The organism is Vibrio breoganii (genome assembly GCF_001677275.1).
GTDB classification, from domain to species: domain Bacteria; phylum Pseudomonadota; class Gammaproteobacteria; order Enterobacterales; family Vibrionaceae; genus Vibrio; species Vibrio breoganii.
In genome coordinates this window covers 2281115-2298710 of record NZ_CP016177.1, presented here as the reverse complement: position 1 = coordinate 2298710, position 17596 = coordinate 2281115, and the positions used below count along the sequence as shown (strand labels likewise).

The following is a 17596-nucleotide window of genomic DNA, read 5'->3' as shown; positions in this document are numbered from 1 at the left end:
GACCAAGGACACATCATGGCACAGGCCCTTCTCTTGACTCAAGCACTATCCAATTTGCCTATTGGCGCAATTTTAGAGGATATTACCGCCTCTCTTACGCTCAATTCTCAGTTGATTATTCAAGCGCCTCCTGGCGCGGGTAAATCGACCTTTTTGCCATTGCAGTTGCTCCTCGATCCACAATGGCAGGGCAAGATCATTATGCTTGAGCCAAGAAGACTCGCGGCGAAGAGTATCGCCACCTTTATTGCAAAACAGCTTGGCGAGCCTGTCGGTCGGCGCGTGGGTTATCGAATCCGCGGCGAGAGTAAAACCAGTGCATCTACTCGGCTTGAGATAGTCACAGAGGGTGTCCTTACTCGCATGATTCAATCAGACCCTGAGCTCAGTGACGTTGAACTGCTGCTATTTGATGAGTTTCACGAAAGAAGTATCCATGCAGATCTCGGTTTAGCCCTGGCACTTGAGGTGCAGCAAGTTTTCAATGAACAGCTTAAGATCATCGTGATGTCAGCAACGCTCGACCAAGCTGGTCTGCATTCCATTATGCCTGATGCGGTGATTCATACCTCACAAGGGCGTGGCTATCCTATTGAGCAGCGATACGCCCCTCTTAAGCCAAATCAAAATCTCATCGCGCATATTTGTCAGCAAAGCATCAAAGCGATAAATGAAGAGGCAGGCTCGATACTTGTTTTCTTGCCCAGTGTTGGGCTCATCAATGCTTGCTTGGAATCGCTGAGCAACGAGCTATCACAGGTTAACGGAGTCAAGGTACTTCCCTTGCATGGTGGCTTGGATTTTGCCGCTCAACAGCAGGCCATACAGCCATGCAATAAGGGCGAAAGAAAGGTGGTATTAACCACCAATATTGCAGAAACCTCGCTGACTATTGAGGGGGTAAGAATCGTAATAGACTCAGGTTTAGAGAATCGAGCGAGCTTTGACTTGAGTAGCGGTATTACTCGCCTTGAGCAGAAATGGATATCGCAATCATCGGCCATCCAACGTGCAGGACGTGCAGGGCGAACAGAGCCAGGGATTTGCGTAAGACTCTTTTCTGAATCTCAATTCAATCAAAACCCATCGCACACCACGCCAGAGATATTACGCTCTGATTTAGCGCCTCTTATGCTTGAAGCTGTACAGTGGGGAAGTAGCGATCTTACGGCGCTGCAATGTGTTGACCAACCATCACCCGCGGCGATAAGTGCTGCGAGTGATTTATTGCAACGCCTAACCTTACTTACTTCTGACTTAACCCTGACTCAGCAAGGGAGACGAACTCTACAATTAGGTGTAGAACCTCGTTTGGGCGCCATGCTTTCACGCGCGCCTGATGCGCTTTTTGATACCGCCTTGGTGACCGCAGCAGTATTGGAAGAGCCGATGAGAAATAGTGATGATATCGCATTTCAAGTCGCCCTGTTTGCACAGAGGAAGCACCCTAAGCAAGGCGTGCTAAAAAGAAGAGTAGAGAGTTTAGCAGCAAGGTGTCATCGTAAGTTTTCAGTTGCCTCGATACAGACAGACCAGGTAGGCGTGTGTCTAAGTTTTGCTTATCCTGATCGTCTCGGGCAGCGTCGCTCTTTAAGCGGTAATCAGTACCAACTTGCCTCCGGTCATGGCGCGTTTGTGGATGAGAATAGTCGCTTATCGAGCGATGAGTACTTAGCGGTTGCCAACCTGCAGAAGGGGCGTCAGTCGGCCAGTCGCATATTAGCCGCCGCAAGTATTAGCTTGTCTGAGCTGGAGACTTACCACCGTCTTGAAGAAGAGGATGTGGTGCAATGGAGCGATGAAAAGCAGGCTATGCTTGCCGAGCATCAAGCTCGAATCGGTCAGTTGGTGATCAAGCGTAAACCTATTTCACCCTCTGAGATACCGCCTCAGGTGTTGGCGAAAGGACTGCTGGATTACATTGTTAAAAAAGGCTTGCAGATACTGCCTTGGAGCAAGGACTCTGAGGCTCTGAGAAGTCGCGTTAACTGCGCAATGGCTTGGCTTCCGGAGAAAGAGTGGCCAGATTGGAGCGAGCAAGGGCTATTAAATAACCTAGAGAGCTGGTTATTACCCTACCTTGATAATGTTCGCTCGGTAAAAGCCCTACAGCGCTTGAATATGCTGGATATTCTTAATGCTGAATTAGGCTGGCCATTGAACCAAGAAATTAATACCTTACTGCCTAAGGCTTTAAAGGTGCCTTCTGGTTCGACAAAAACAATTCACTACAGTGAAGGGCAAAACCCTAAGCTATCGGTCAAGCTTCAAGAAATGTTTGGTGAGCCTCAGTCGCCAACGGTGGCGCAAGGTAGAGTTAAAGTGACACTTGAATTACTCTCTCCTGCGCAAAGGCCATTACAGGTCACTCAAGACCTCGCCGGTTTCTGGAGTGGAGCGTACAAAGAGGTGCAAAAAGAGATGAAGGGTCGCTATCCTAAGCACCCGTGGCCAGATGACCCTGCCTCACACCAAGCCACCAGTAAAACGAAACGTCATCTTAAGTAACCTCAGATAGAGGCCATAAACCTCAATACTGAGTCATTAAACATTAAATGGAATCATAGCGTGCCAGAGAAACGGACTCCGCCAAAAAGTCGTCAGGTGAAGAAGCCACAAGCCAAAAAGACACCGGCAAAAAAAGCAGCCCCGAGAAAGCCAGCTTCAAAGAACAGCAAAGCCAACAAAAAGGCTCCTCGCTCGTGGCTAAAGAAGCTTTGGGGCATTACCTGGAAGCTTGGGCTTACCGGGTTTGCAGTGCTTGCCTTTGTAATGATTTATCTGAATACGATAGTAGAGCGCCGCTTTGATGGGCAGCTGTTCGACCTGCCTACCGTCGTCTATGCGCGCATATTAAACCTTGCTCCAGGTACCGAAATTACCCACTCTCAGATGCTAAAAGAATTGGATGTTTTGCATTATCGTAAGGTACGCAATCCTAAATTCCCTGGGGAGTATTCCGCCTCTAGTACTAAGATAGAGCTCATTCGTCGCCCGTTTGAATTTCAGGATGGGCCCGAGGCTGAGCGTCATGTCATGCTCCATTTTGATAGCTCAAGCGTTACCAAGATTGAATCGGTAGAGAAGAAAGCTCAGTTGGGCTTTTTACGCCTTGAGCCGAAGATGCTCGGTATGCTGGAAAAAGATGTCACGGAGCAGCGACTGTTTGTAAAACGACAGGACTATCCAGAGTTTTTGATTGATGCTCTGTTAACCACGGAAGATCGCGACTTTTATCAGCATGATGGTGTCTCACTTACCGCAATCGCACGCGCTTTTGTGGTTAATCTTAAAGCTGGGCGTGCGGTGCAAGGTGGCAGTACTTTGACGCAGCAGCTAAGCAAGAATCTATTTTTAACCAGAGAAAAGACCCTAGTACGTAAGGTGCGCGAGGCCTTAATCGCCCTCATTATCGACCATCGCTATGACAAAGACCGAATCCTAGAAGCGTACCTGAATGAGGTCTATCTTGGACAAAGTGCTAGTGAGGCAATACACGGCTTTGGCTTAGCGGCTCGTTTCTACTTTGGGCAACCTATCCAAGAGCTGCGCATTGACCAAATGGCCATGCTGGTTGGATTGGTAAAGGGACCATCGTATTACAACCCTATTCGTAATCCAGAGCGCGCCAAAGATCGCAGAGATTTGATCCTTAAACTCCTGTTTGAACAAGGGACGCTTGATTCCGACCAGTACCAACAAGCGGTCAGTAGAGAGCTGGATCTGCAAAAGACACCACAGATTGCCAGTAGGCAGCCTGCTTATTTCCAACAGCTTAAGAACGAGCTAAATGAGTATGTTGGTGAAGACTTTCAGCAACATGCAGGGCTGCGCTTATTTACCACCTTAGACCCTGTGTCTCAGTCAATGCTGGAAAAAGCCGTGACAGAAACCCTGCCAAGGCTGGAGAAAGGCAAGCCAGAACAACTAGAAGCAGCAGCCATTGCCGTGGACAGACAGACGGGTGAAATTCGCGCCATGGTCGGCGGCAGGCGCACTGGCTATGATGGATTTAACCGTGCATTGAATGCTTCTCGCCAGATCGGCTCTTTGGTTAAGCCTGCGGTTTATTTAGATGCGTTAATGCAGCCGGATAAGTATCGATTGGCGAGCACTTTAGTTGATGAGCCTATCTCACTCAAAGGAAATAAGGGAAGTAACTGGACACCAAGAAACTTTGATAGAAAGTTTCGAGGTAACGTGCCGCTCTATCGCTCACTGGCTCAGTCCTTGAATGTACCCACAGTGCAACTGGGTATGACGCTGGGTATTAGAAACGTGCAACAAACCATTGAAAAACTCGGGGTAGGTGACGATGAGGTTCGTCCTCTGCCTTCGATGTTCCTTGGGGCATTTTCGTTAACGCCTTATCAAGTGGCGCAGATGTACCAATCATTAACTAACTCTGGGCGAAAAGTGCCATTGAGCGCTCTGCGAGTGGTCAAAAACCAAGATGATGAGGTTCTTTATCAATCCTTTCCTCGTGCTCAGCAGGTAGTCCCAGAGCAAGCGGCTTGGCTTACCACCTTTGCGATGAAGAAAGTCGTGACTGAGGGGTCGGGGCGCTATCTCTCTGCTAATTATTCTCGCTATGCGCTCGCGGGTAAAACCGGTACCAGTAATGATGGGCGTGACAGTTGGTTTGTTGGCGTGGATGGCAGAGAAGTGGTGACCCTATGGGTTGGACGTGATGATAACCAACAAGCGCATTTGACGGGGTCATCCGGTGCATTGCGAGTGTATGCCGACTACCTAAAACATCGAGAGCCAGAGGTGCTTAGTCTGCCTTGGCCAAAAGGCATTCGTACACTGGGATACCGTAAATTGGACGATGGTAGCCTAGCAGTAGATTGCAGCAGCGACTTCAAACTTCCTGTTTGGGATGAGAGTGGCTTGGCGCTTGAGGAGTGTGAATCTAACGCAAAGCCTTGGTTTAAAAAAATATTACCTTGGTAGGGTCAATGATTTGTTACGAAGTGTGTTAGATTTAAAGGTATTCTAGTAAACGGATTTATAGGAATATCAATTGCTTCGTAACACATTCCTTGTCGGCATATGTGCAGTCTTTGCTTTTACTGTACAGGCGCAATCTGCATCCACAGCAGAGTCTAAACAGGTCAAACCAAACTCTAGACCTACCATTGGCGTAGTGCTCGCTGGTGGCGGGGCAAAAGGTGCTGCCCACATCGGGGTACTTAAAGCCCTTGAAGAGATGCGAATTCCTGTTGATATCATCACCGGCACTAGTATGGGTTCGTACGTTGGCGGGCTCTATGCTACCGGGCAAAGTGCGGATCAAATCAAAGGTTACCTGACGACAGTTGACTGGAACTCCGGTTATCGCGACCAAGTAAATCGCTCGGATCGTCGCCTACGCGACAAAGAATACGAAGATCGCTACCAGATTAATACCGACCTAGGTGTTGGTATGGGCACCATCAAAACCCCAAAAGGTGTTGTGCAAGGGCAGGGCATGCTGCGTATCTTGCGTGAAACGTCTCGCAACCCTCCTGCAATGGATTCCTTTGACAATATGGCGATACGTTACCGCGCGGTGGCAACCGACATCGTCGAGCTTGAAGAAGTGGTCATTGATAAAGGCTATCTGGTGGATGCTATGATGGCGTCTATGTCCGTGCCGGGTGCACTGCCTCCCTATGAAGTCAATGGAAGAATGTTGGTCGATGGTGGCGTGGTGAATAACATGCCTGTCGATCTCGCTAAGGATATGGGAGCGGACTACGTCATTGCTGTTGATATCTCGAGTAATTACAAAACCAAAGAAGAGTTGCGAAGTTTTTTGGATGTGGGTGGGCAGCTTTCTAACTACTTAGTGCAACGCGGCACGTTAGAAAAAGCCGAATTACTGACAGCAGATGATACCTATTTGAAACCAAAGGTAGGTGAAATAGGTACGACTGATTTTAGCGCTATGCCCGAGGCTTATGAGTTGGGGTATGAAGCTGCGATGGCCAATCGCGAACAGCTACAGCGCTACTCGCTTACCGAGGAAGAGTACGCAGCGTATACCAGAAGCAAAGATCTTAGGGCTGACCTTTTGATCATGGGAGATGAGATTCCTATTGAAGCGATTGAAGTGCAAAATCAGAGTCATTACAACCCTGAGATTTTGAGCCATCGTCTAGACCTTTCCACTGATGAACAGCCTACCCCAGAAGAGATTGAAAAGGGGATCACTCGTCTCTATGCCTTGGATCGCTTCGAGAAAATCACCTACCGTGTAGAACAAAGAGAGCACGAAAATGCCATAGTAGTCAGTGTTGATGAAAAGGATTGGGGCCCTAATTATCTGAATTTTAGATTCTATCTTGAAGATGATTTTACAACAGAGAGTCAATACGGACTGGGTGCGTCTATCAACTTTACTGACATCAGTCGACAAGGTGCAGAATTGCGAACCAATTTTGAATTAGGTACTGACAAGCTGATTTCTGCCGATCTCTATTCGCCATTTTTTGCCAATCAGCTGTTGTTTAATTCATTAACACTAAAATACTCAGATGAGCGTCGAAATATCGCGACGGCTGCTGTGCTTGAAGAGGATATTGATGATCTTTCCAAGGTTGAGGATTATTTTTCTGTTAGTTATACGCAATTTATTGCTGATGTTGGCATGGGCTTACAACCTGCATTGTGGAATGAAATCAAAGTTGGTTTTCGATATACGCTCGGTGAAGCAGAGCTATCCACCCTGCCATCATTTGGCACTTCTAAGTTTGAACGAAAGGCGCTCTATGCAAGGTATTTACACGATACGTTAGACAGCCTCTCTTTTCCAACGCAAGGTACTTTTGTTTATCTAGAGTATGTGAGCTCTTTTGACACGGTAGAAGAGCAAGGTACCAAGACTGAGCAAGATGAAAGAGTTGATGAATATAAAATTGATCTGGTTGGCGCTGTCACATTTTTTGAAAAGCACTCTTTAGTGGCAACGGCAGAACTTGGTCTATTTGATGCGAATAATACCGCAGCAGTACCGATTGATCCTTATGAGTTAGGAGGGTTTCAAAACTTATCGGGATTACCTAGAAACAGCTTGATAGGTCAGAACAAAGTATTCACTAAATTAGTTTACCGTTACCGCTGGTTTGAAAATGATTTCGGTATGTTCCAGTCGCCGGTTTATTTGGGCGCATCCGCAGAATATGGCGGGGTGTGGTCTGGTCCAGATAAAGAAATTGGTGATGCACCTTTGTTTGTTGCCGGTTCTGTTTTTGCCGGAATCGACTCTCCAGTGGGGCCGATTATTCTTGGCTATGGTCATACTGAAGATGGTATGGGGGCGGTGTATTTGATTATGGGTACCGCCTTTAAATAACGCCTCTGGAGGCATTTTTAGACACAATTTGTAAAAAATTTCATCCTAAGTTGCTATGTTGGTCAAAATGGCGAGATTTTAATTTAAGGTTAATTTTGATATTCTCGGTACACCATTTTGGCCCTTGTTCACTGCGATGCATAAGTGTTGCAGAAATATTACGACAATAGGACAAGGTGTCTGATCAAAGGATGTCTGTAGCTTTTTCAGCTCACAGACCACAACCAGAGGAATGATGTTGTGCTTGAAGCTTATCGCAAACACGTAGCTGAGCGTGCTGAACAGGGAGTGGTTCCAAAGCCCCTAGACGCAGAACAAGTGGCTGCACTTGTTGAATTACTTAAGAACCCACCTCAAGGTGAAGAAACCTTCATCTTAGACCTTCTAGAAAACCGTATTCCACCGGGCGTAGATGAAGCCGCTTACGTTAAAGCGGGCTTTCTAACAGCTATCACTAAAGGTGAGGTTGAATCACCGCTAGTGAGCAAGCAAAAGGCGGCTGAGCTACTTGGCACAATGCAAGGTGGTTACAACATTGAACCGCTCGTTAGCTTGTTAGACGATTCTGAACTGGCCCCTATCGCAACAAAAGCACTCTCTCATACACTGCTTATGTTCGATGCCTTCTACGATGTAGAAGAGAAAGCAAAAGCGGGTAATGAATTCGCTAAGCAAGTGGTTCAATCGTGGGCGGATGCCGAGTGGTTTACCTCAAAAGATAAAGTTGCTGAGAAAATCACCGTTAAAGTATTCAAGGTGACCGGTGAGACGAACACTGATGATTTGTCTCCCGCACCAGATGCATGGTCACGTCCTGATATCCCTGTGCACGCAAAAGCCATGCTTAAGATGGAGCGCGAAGGCATCCATCCAGATGAGCAAGGTAATGTAGGCCCTATTCGCCAAATAGAAGAGCTGCAAAAAGATGGCATTCCATTAGCTTACGTTGGTGATGTTGTTGGAACAGGCTCTTCTCGTAAATCAGCGACAAACTCTGTGCTGTGGTTTATGGGTGACGATATTCCGAACGTGCCAAACAAGCGTACTGGCGGTATCTGTTTAGGTGGAAAGATCGCACCTATTTTCTATAACACTATGGAAGACTCAGGTGCATTGCCAATTGAACTGGACGTGCAAAGCATGAATATGGGAGATGTCATCGATATCTTCCCATATGAAGGTGTAGTGCATAAGAACGGCGAGGTAATCTCTACGTTTGAACTAGGCAAAGTACTCCTTGATGAAGTTCGTGCAGGCGGGCGTATCCCTCTGATTGTGGGTCGTGGCTTGACTAGCCGTGCTCGTACATCTCTAGGCTTAGAAGAAACTGATTTGTTTGCTAAACCTGTTGACCCATTGGCATCGAGTAAAGGCTACACGCTAGCGCAGAAAATGGTGGGTAAAGCCTGTGGCGTAGAAGGTGTACGTGCAGGACAATACTGCGAACCTAAAATGACCACAGTGGGCTCTCAAGATACAACCGGCCCTATGACGCGTGATGAGCTAAAAGACCTAGCATGTTTGGGCTTCTCTGCTGACCTTGTGATGCAGTCTTTCTGTCACACATCAGCGTATCCAAAACCTGTTGATGTAAATACTCATCATACGCTACCTGATTTCATCATGAACCGTGGTGGTGTATCGCTTCGCCCTGGTGATGGTGTTATCCACTCATGGCTAAACCGTATGTTGCTTCCTGATACTGTCGGTACGGGCGGTGATTCACATACTCGTTTCCCTCTAGGTATCTCTTTCCCTGCAGGTTCTGGTCTTGTGGCCTTTGCTGCAGCAACGGGCGTTATGCCACTGGATATGCCTGAATCTATCTTGGTGCGCTTTAAAGGCGAAATGAAGCCAGGTATCACGCTACGTGATCTGGTTCATGCCATCCCTTATTACGGCATCAAGCAAGGTCTACTCACGGTTGAGAAAGCAGGCAAGATCAATGAATTCTCTGGTCGCGTTCTTGAGATTGAGGGCGTTGAACATCTAAGCGTAGAGCAGGCATTTGAGCTATCTGATGCGTCTGCGGAGCGAAGCGCTGCCGGTTGTACGGTTAAGCTCTCTCAAGAGTCTATCGAAGAGTACTTGAACTCTAACATCGTTATGCTTAAGTGGATGATCGCTGAAGGTTACGGTGACCGCCGTACTATTGAGCGTCGCATTACCGCTATGCAAGAGTGGGTAGATAATCCAGAGCTTATGGAAGCGGATAAAGACGCTGAGTATAAGCATGTGATTGAGATTGATCTGGCTGAGATCGATGAGCCAATCTTGTGTGCACCCAATGATCCTGATGATGCACGTCCACTATCAGAAGTACAAGGTACTGATATCGATGAGGTATTCATTGGTTCATGTATGACCAATATTGGGCACTTCCGTGCTGCAGGTAAGCTATTGGAGAAATTCAACGGCCAGCTAGATACCCGTCTTTGGGTAGCACCACCGACTAAGATGGACCGTGACCAACTGACAGAAGAAGGCTACTACGGCATCTTTGGACGTGCAGGGGTTCGTATCGAAACTCCTGGTTGTTCACTGTGTATGGGTAACCAGGCGCGCGTTGCGGACAAAGCAACGGTAATGTCTACGTCTACTCGTAACTTCCCGAACCGTTTAGGTACTGGTGCGAACGTTTACTTGGCTTCAGCAGAACTTGCGGCAGTCGGTGCAATCTTAGGTCGTATTCCGACCAAAGAAGAATACCTAGAGTACTCATCGCAGATTGATGCGACGGCAGCGGATACCTATCGATACCTGAACTTCCATCGTATGGGACAGTACACTGAAAAAGCAGACACGGTCATTTTCCAAGAACCAGCATAACGTCTGATTTACAGCAGATATGAATAAGGCCGCTATCAAGCGGCCTTATTTTTTGCTTCTATCTAGTACGAATACGCTTAGCGTTTCATCGCATACAGAGCGGCAACATTGCGAGCGGTGAGTTCAATATTCTCAGCCGCTTCTGCCAATGCAGTTGGCAGGTCTACCGCGCGATTCACAACCGAAAACACTGCGTCGATACCGTGCCCATGAACCACACCACAATCTGCAGCGAGACAGCCGGCAATGCCGATGACTGGTAGGTTATGCTTTTTGGCGGTGCGAGCAACACCAATCGGCGTTTTACCGTGAATGGTTTGGCTATCAATACGGCCTTCACCGGTAATCACAAGGTCTGCATCCGCAACCACGCTATCTAGATCAACCGCATCCATGACAATGTTGATGCCAGGGCGAAGTTCAGCACTGAGTAGACCCACTAGCGCCGCGCCAAGTCCACCAGCAGCACCCGCACCAGGTAGGTTGATGACGTCCGCCCCTAGTTGCTCTTTCATGATGCTTGCGTAGTGGGCAAGGTTAGCGTCTAACTGTTCAACCATTTCTGGTGTTGCGCCTTTTTGTGGTCCGAATACATGTGAGGCACCTTTAGGGCCACACAATGGGTTGTCAACGTCACAAGCAATCTCAAGGCGTACGTCTTGCAGGCGTGGATCTAGGTCGTTGAGATCTATGGTTGCCAGTTTTGACAACTCACCACCACCAAAACCAAGCTCGATGCCTTCAGCATCTAGCATACGAATGCCAAGGGCTTGAGCCATTCCTAGACCACCATCATTGGTGGCGCTGCCACCGATACCAACAATAATATGCTCAACACCTTTATCTAATACCGCTTTGATGAGCTCACCCGTACCGTAGGTGGTGGTTTTTAAGGGATTGCGCTTCTCTGGTGCAACTAAATCAAGACCAGAGGCCGCTGCCATTTCGATGATCGCAGTCTTGCCATCACCTAGCATGCCGTAAAAGCCTTCAACGGCTTCACCCAATGGACCGGTCACAGTATGTTTTATGATAGAGCCACTCGTTGCATCAACCAGTGATTGAACCGTGCCTTCACCACCATCTGCCATCGGCAGTTTAATGTATTCAGCGTCTGGCATTACTTGCTTGAAGCCGTTTTCAATTGCTTGAGCTACGCCCATTGCAGATAGGCTTTCTTTGTATGAATCAGGAGCAATTACAATTTTCATTTTGAAACCCTTAAACTTAAACAAACAGACCAAATACGCCGAAGATCATCACAGAAACAAACGCGATCATCAGACCTACTGCAGACTCGTAAGGAATCAGTTTTAGACGTTCACGAATACCCATATGCACAGCACCGCCGGTAGCATGGAAGAAGCTGCCGTGTGGCATGTGATCAAGAACGGTCGCACCAGAGTGAATCATTGCAGCACCAGCAAGAGCGGGAACACCAAGCTCTAAAATCGTGTGGCTAAATACACTCGCCGCAACGGCTGTACCTGCTGTGGTTGAAGCGGTAGCAAGAGACATCATGGCACCAGAGATTGGCGCGAGTAGGTATGAAGGCAAACCAGACGCCGTCAAGATATCGATAAGCCCACCTTTTAATGCTGAGTTAGCTACGATGCCCGCTAGGGTACCTGTACCCAGAAGCATTACTGCTACTGGAGCCATGCGGTTTAGTCCCGCAACCGCAAATTGGTTAGAGTCTTTGAAGCGCCCCATAACCACTGCACCAAGAAGGCCGCCAAGAGGTAGAGCAATAAGAGGGTCAACGTTAATGCCTGCAATAGGGCGAAGTGCCAGTAGAGCAATAGCGACAAGAGGAGCAACAATCGCAGCGCCAAATGACGGTAGCTTGCTATGATCAACGGCGACGATCTCAGATGCTGAAACTTTGCTGCCCTTGTTGACTAAGCGCTTAGCGATAAAGTACGCCAATAGCATGCCACATAGTCCAGGGATAACGCCGGCTGCCATTACAGAGGTCAGTGGAACGTTGAACGCATCAGAGGCTGCAATTGCATTGGGGTTTGGCGACATAACGTTACCTGCTTTACCGCCACCCACCATTGCCAGCAAGATTGCTGTCTTGGAGATGTTTGCACGGTGAGCAATCGCTAGGGCAATTGGAGATACAGTAATAACCGCCACATCAACGAATACGCCAACAGCCGTCAAAATCATGGTGGCTACCGCTAGCGCCAGTAGAGCTCGCGTTTCACCCACTTTTTTAACTATGGTTTCGGCGATAGAGGTGGCAGCGCCAGACTCGATGAGTACACCCGCTAACACACCAGCAGCCAATATACGCAGAACTGCTGTCACTATGCCTTGAGCACCACCGATCATTAGGCCAACGGTATCTGTCAGTGATACACCACCCACAATACCGCCGATCAAGGCACCAATAATCATGCCGTAGGCGGGTGGAACTTTTTTCAGGATCAGTGCGATAGCGACAATAAGTGCTGCAAGTGCGCCGAGGGTTGAAACTTCAATCATGTGATATTCCCCAAGTAACAATTTGTAATTTTTCGGCAAATATAGAGAGGGAGGTGTGACAAGTCTTTAGCACTTGCCACAAATAAACGAGGGATTCTGGTGTCGTTAATTGTGCAGTTGCACAATTAAGGCTATTTCCAATGGAACAAATTGATAGCGATATACAGTTGAAATAGATCGTCTATGTTGTTGATATTTAATGAGGTTATTTGGTTGATCTTCTCTATTCGATAACGCAAGGTGTTACGGTGAATGTGTAGCTCATTACAGGTGAGAGCTGAATCACAATTCTGCTTCAAATATGTCTTAAGGGTTTTAATAAGTAGCCCTTTGCCGTCGTGCTTTTGCAGCTGCAGGTAAGACTGCTCCAGCTGTTCGCGAATCCAAGGGTCTTCTAATAGGCTACTCATAATGGCAGGAAGTCGATGGTCTTGATAAAAGAACACCTCGCCAGAGCGATTGCCTACGCTGTGCATGGTCAGTTCGGCTGTATCGTAGGAGCGCGCGAGTCCGGCGAGTCCTGCAAAGTAATCCCCTAGAGCAATTTTGATTTGAAACTTGGCTTCTTTCTTTATTCGTTTAAGAAGCAGATTCACGCGCTTGGTTTCCGCCTCTTTAGACCAACCACTTGCTGTTAGTGTAATGGGCTTTAATACCACCACTTCATTTTGTGAAACGGATAAGATCCCGACTAGGTTGTCCCGCTCTGGGTATTCCAATAGGTGCACCAATTGCTGCAGGTTCTCTAATGAAGGGGCTTTGTTGCCTATAGGTAATACCTTTACGACGGCGGCAATTCGAGGTTGTTCAAGGTCGAGATCCAAACGCTGGGCAATAGCCTGCAGTTGCATGTCATTTAGGGTACTGCCACGGATCAATTGAAGCACCAATTCTTCTCGGTGCCTTTTGTTCCATTCGACCTGTGACATGAGTGCGGCTTGTTCGACAATAAGCTCTGCGGTCATTTTCACTAGTTCACCAAAATGATGCACTTGTTGCAGTGTTCCTGAAATACCGATTGCTCCAATAACGTGGTCTTGAAAGAAGATGGGTAGGTTAATGCCTGGTTTGACACCTTTCAGATGCTCTGCAGTCGCTTCATCGATGTTTACAACGCGAGACTCGGTGATGGCCAGCACGGCTCCTTCATGCTTTTGGTGCAAACGAGTAGCATCGCTGGAACCAATAATACGTCCATTATCATCCATGACATTGATGGAGTAGGGAATGATCTTCATTGTTCGTTCAACAATTTGTCTGGCGATCATTTCATTCAGTTGCATAACGGGCTCTCATCTTTAAAGGCATTTGTTTCTGGCATTGGCGGCAGGATAGTAACGGCAAACGCGTCAAGATGCTCGTTTCTAAAAAGATAATGGTATACTGCCGAGCTTGTAGCGCTTGGTTATTATTGCAGTATAGGTTGAGTTATGGAGTTTGAATTTAGACGCGTATTTGGAAAGTACTCCGTTCAATGCAGCATGGGGCATGAGATCATTGGCCGTTGGCTGAATGAAGAGATTGGTAATGATAGGGAAAAGATCAGCCAAGTTCTTAGTTTGATAGAGCAGGCGAACAATAATCTGGCAGACGTGTTTAATCTTCCCGGTACGGAGATCAGCATCATTATTGAAGCGGGTGAAGTGACCGTGCAAGAAAATGTATTACTGCAGCAATATGAACAAGAGTTTGAGCCAGATATGGACTTTTATGACAGCGAAAGCTCTGGTATGTGCGGCCTAGAGGACTTCTCGACCCTTATTCACCAGTGGCAGCGCTTCTTAATTACGGGTCGATAGGCCCTTTCCCCTTAATTGCACAATCTTGTGACATTTTTTAACATCTTGTGCACTTTTGGTGAGCGTCATGCACTCATGTGGTGCAATTAAATTCTCTCCTTTTCCTGTTTATCCCTTAAATCCTTTAAATTCATAGTCTTAAAAACTTGGCACGCCCTTTGTATATATAAAAGTGTTGATGAAACTAATTATGCAGAGGGAAAGCGATGAAACTTATCAATGCAATTATAAAACCCTTCAAACTGGACGATGTCCGTGAAGCTCTATCGGATGTGGGAATTGAAGGTATGACTGTTTCTGAGGTCAAGGGATTTGGTCGTCAGAAAGGTCACACTGAGTTGTACCGTGGTGCAGAGTATCAAGTAGATTTCTTGCCAAAGGTTAAGCTAGAAATCGCAACACAGGCTGAGAACGTTGACCGTGTTGTTGAGGCTGTGAGTAAAGCCGCACACACAGGCAAGATTGGTGACGGCAAGATTTTTGTCTACGACCTATCTCAGGCTGTACGTATTCGTACAGGCGAAATGGATACAGAAGCCCTTTAAGAATAACGGACAAGAGAATTTATTATGGAACTTACAGCTACAGTAACGGAACTTCGTTACGCACTAGACACTTTTTTCTTTCTTATTTCAGGTGCGTTAGTTATGTGGATGGCAGCAGGCTTTGCCATGCTAGAAGCAGGCTTAGTACGCTCTAAAAATACCACTGAAATCTTAACTAAAAACATCGTGTTGTACGCAATCGCTTGTACTATGTTCTTGCTGGTGGGTTACAACATCATGTACGTAGACAATAGCGGTGGCGGTTACCTACCATCATTTGGCAGCCTAATTGGAACACAAGCCGAAGGCGCAGATCACTCTCTAGAGTCTGATTTCTTCTTCCAAGTAGTGTTCGTAGCAACGGCAATGTCAGTTGTTTCTGGTGCTGTAGCTGAACGTATGAAGCTTTGGGCTTTCCTCGCATTCACAGTGGTTCTTACTGGCTTTATCTACCCAATGGAAGGCTACTGGACTTGGGGCGGTGGTTTCCTATCAGAAGCTGGCTTTAGTGACTTTGCAGGCTCTGGTATCGTACACATGGCAGGTGCAGCAGCAGCTCTATCTGGTGTAATTCTACTTGGTGCTCGTAAGGGTAAATACGCTAAAAACGGTTCGGTTCACCCTATCCCTGGCTCAAACATGCCTCTAGCGACACTAGGTACGTTTATCCTTTGGTTTGGTTGGTTCGGCTTCAATGGCGGTTCTCAGCTAATGGTTTCTGACTTTGAGAACGCAACTGCAGTAGGTCAAATCTTCCTAAACACTAACGCAGCTGCAGCAGCGGGTGCAATCGCAGCGCTTCTAGTGTGTAAGACTACTTGGGGTAAGGCTGACCTTACTATGATTCTTAACGGTGCATTGGCAGGTCTAGTTGCGATTACTGCTGACCCTCTATCACCATCACCACTTGCAGCAGTGAGTATTGGTGCAGTAGCCGGCGCAATCGTAGTATTCAGCATCGTAGGCTTCGATAAAATCAAGATTGATGATCCAGTAGGTGCTATCTCTGTTCACGGTGTGTGTGGTTTCTTCGGCCTGATGGTTGTGCCTCTAAGCAATGGTGATGCAACATTTGCTGCTCAGCTTCTAGGTGCTGCAGTAATCTTCGGTTGGGTATTCGGTGCAAGCATGGTTGTGTGGGCTGTACTGAAAGCAACTATGGGTATCCGAGTAACAGAAGAAGAAGAGATGGAAGGCATGGATGTTCACGATTGTGGTATCGGTGCTTACCCAGAGTTCATGACAGTGAAACAATAATTCTATAAATCAATTATTTAACAAAAGGCCTACTTTCGAGTAGGCCTTTTTTTGTGAGTGAAATACGTGAGTTCGAGTAATTTAGTGGAACTTATCTACTAAATTGAATATTTTGAGGAGCACACTCTATCTTTAAAGACGTGCTTTTGCCTGACTGAATCACAGAAATTGATAACAAAGTTAAATAAATCGTAATTTAGTTGTTTTTTATCATTGTTTGAAACGAGTTCTTGAATATAATAAACGCATTGATAACTATTCTCACTTTCAATTAAGGGAGCTAGAATGAAAAAATTACTTGTGTTGACTGCTGCTATTAGCGGTGTATTCGCGCCAATCGCATCAGCTTCAGAAGAAGTGAACGTATACTCTTACCGCCAGCCATTTTTGGTTGAACCAATGTTTGATGAATTTACTAAACAAACGGGTATCACGGTAAACGTTAAGTTCTCTAATACAGGTATCGCTGAGAAACTAGTTCAAGAGGGTGAGTACAGCCCAGCTGACGTAGTATTGACTACAGACATCAGTCGTTTGGTTGAACTAAGCAATAAAGACGTTGTACAGAGTGTTGATAGCAAGGTGATTGATGAAAATGTCCCTGCTCAATACCGTGACACTGAAGGCGAGTGGTTTGCACTGACTCTACGTGCACGTAACGTATACTCTTCTCGTGATCGCGTTGGCAAGCTTGGCTCTGATTTTGATTACACAGACCTAGCTAACCCAGAGTACAAAGGCAAGATTTGTACTCGTAGCGGTAAGCACCCATACAACGTTTCTCTAGTGGCTTCTATGGTGGCGCACTACGGTGAAGCGGAAGCAAAAACTTGGCTTGAAGGCGTTAAAGCAAACCTAGATCGTAAACCTCAAGGTAACGACCGCGCACAAGTTAAAGCGATTAAAGAAGGCTTGTGTGACCTAGCACTAGGTAACAGCTACTACCTAGGCAAGATGGTTAACGATCCTAAGCAAGTTGCGTGGGCTGAATCAGTTTACATTAACTTCCCTGGTCAAGATTCTAACGGTACACACGTAAACGTGAGTGGTATGGCAATGGCTAAGCACTCTCCAAACCGTGACAATGCTCAGAAGCTGATGGAATTCTTAACGGGCGACAAAGCTCAGCAAATGTACGCAGAAATTAACTATGAGTACCCAGTGAAAGAAGGCGTGAAGCGTTCTGAGTTAGTAGCTTCATGGGGTGATTTCAAAGCAGATACACTAGCACTTGAGAAAATTGCTGAAAATCATGCGATTGCTGTGAAGCTATTGGATGAAACTAAGTTTGACCTGTAATACACTGCATGGGTTAAACACCTATAAACTTTAAG

At 46.7% G+C, this 17596-nt stretch carries 11 protein-coding genes; 8 read left to right on the top strand and 3 right to left on the bottom strand.

The genetic code is table 11. The annotated features are described in order from the left end of the window. The first annotated feature begins 15 nt into the window (after window positions 1–15). The 4 genes from hrpB (at window position 16) to acnB (ending at window position 10168) form a co-directional block, all read left to right on the top strand. Window positions 16–2508, top strand: a complete 2493-nt coding sequence (gene hrpB, locus A6E01_RS10540; protein WP_065210193.1) for an ATP-dependent helicase HrpB — start codon at window positions 16–18, stop codon at window positions 2506–2508. A gap of 60 nt (window positions 2509–2568) precedes the next feature. Next, a complete protein-coding gene (gene mrcB, locus A6E01_RS10535; protein WP_065210192.1) occupies window positions 2569–4956 on the top strand; it encodes a penicillin-binding protein 1B in 2388 nt (795 codons plus the stop codon). A 70-nt stretch (window positions 4957–5026) separates the two neighbouring features. Continuing rightward, window positions 5027–7339, top strand: coding sequence for a patatin-like phospholipase family protein (locus A6E01_RS10530; RefSeq protein WP_017028392.1), 2313 nt, complete (start codon window positions 5027–5029; stop codon window positions 7337–7339). Window positions 7340–7579: 240 nt separating this feature from the next. Further along, complete coding sequence (acnB, locus tag A6E01_RS10525; RefSeq protein ID WP_017032759.1) at window positions 7580–10168, top strand: bifunctional aconitate hydratase 2/2-methylisocitrate dehydratase; 2589 nt, start codon at window positions 7580–7582, stop codon at window positions 10166–10168. Window positions 10169–10245: 77 nt separating this feature from the next. Here the strand turns inward: acnB and A6E01_RS10520 are convergent, their stop codons facing one another. The 3 genes from A6E01_RS10520 to A6E01_RS10510 form a co-directional block, all read right to left on the bottom strand. Further along, window positions 10246–11379, bottom strand: coding sequence for a glycerate kinase (locus A6E01_RS10520; RefSeq protein ID WP_065210191.1), 1134 nt, complete (start codon window positions 11377–11379; stop codon window positions 10246–10248). A gap of 16 nt (window positions 11380–11395) precedes the next feature. Further along, the gene (locus tag A6E01_RS10515) at window positions 11396–12661 is read right to left on the bottom strand and encodes a GntP family permease (protein WP_065210190.1); all 1266 of its coding nucleotides are present in this window, start codon (window positions 12659–12661) and stop codon (window positions 11396–11398) included. 131 nt (window positions 12662–12792) lie between these two features. Next, window positions 12793–13944: a sugar diacid recognition domain-containing protein gene (locus A6E01_RS10510; RefSeq protein WP_065210189.1), complete on the bottom strand. Its 1152-nt coding sequence runs from the start codon at window positions 13942–13944 to the stop codon at window positions 12793–12795. A 147-nt stretch (window positions 13945–14091) separates the two neighbouring features. Between A6E01_RS10510 and A6E01_RS10505 the strand changes: the two genes are divergently transcribed. The 4 genes from A6E01_RS10505 (at window position 14092) to A6E01_RS10490 (ending at window position 17561) form a co-directional block, all read left to right on the top strand. Continuing rightward, on the top strand, window positions 14092–14460 hold the full coding sequence (locus A6E01_RS10505; protein WP_017032755.1) for a YacL family protein: 369 nt from the start codon (window positions 14092–14094) through the stop codon (window positions 14458–14460). Between the two features lie 206 nt (window positions 14461–14666). Beyond that, window positions 14667–15005, top strand: a complete 339-nt coding sequence (gene glnK, locus A6E01_RS10500; RefSeq protein WP_017028386.1) for a P-II family nitrogen regulator — start codon at window positions 14667–14669, stop codon at window positions 15003–15005. Window positions 15006–15029: 24 nt separating this feature from the next. Further along, window positions 15030–16262 carry an ammonium transporter gene (locus A6E01_RS10495; RefSeq protein WP_017032754.1) on the top strand — a complete coding sequence of 411 codons (1233 nt, stop codon included), beginning with the start codon at window positions 15030–15032 and terminating at the stop codon, window positions 16260–16262. A gap of 285 nt (window positions 16263–16547) precedes the next feature. Then, entirely contained in the window at window positions 16548–17561 is a 1014-nt protein-coding gene (locus tag A6E01_RS10490; RefSeq protein WP_065210188.1) for a Fe(3+) ABC transporter substrate-binding protein, read from the top strand. The last annotated feature ends 35 nt before the right edge of the window (window positions 17562–17596 follow it).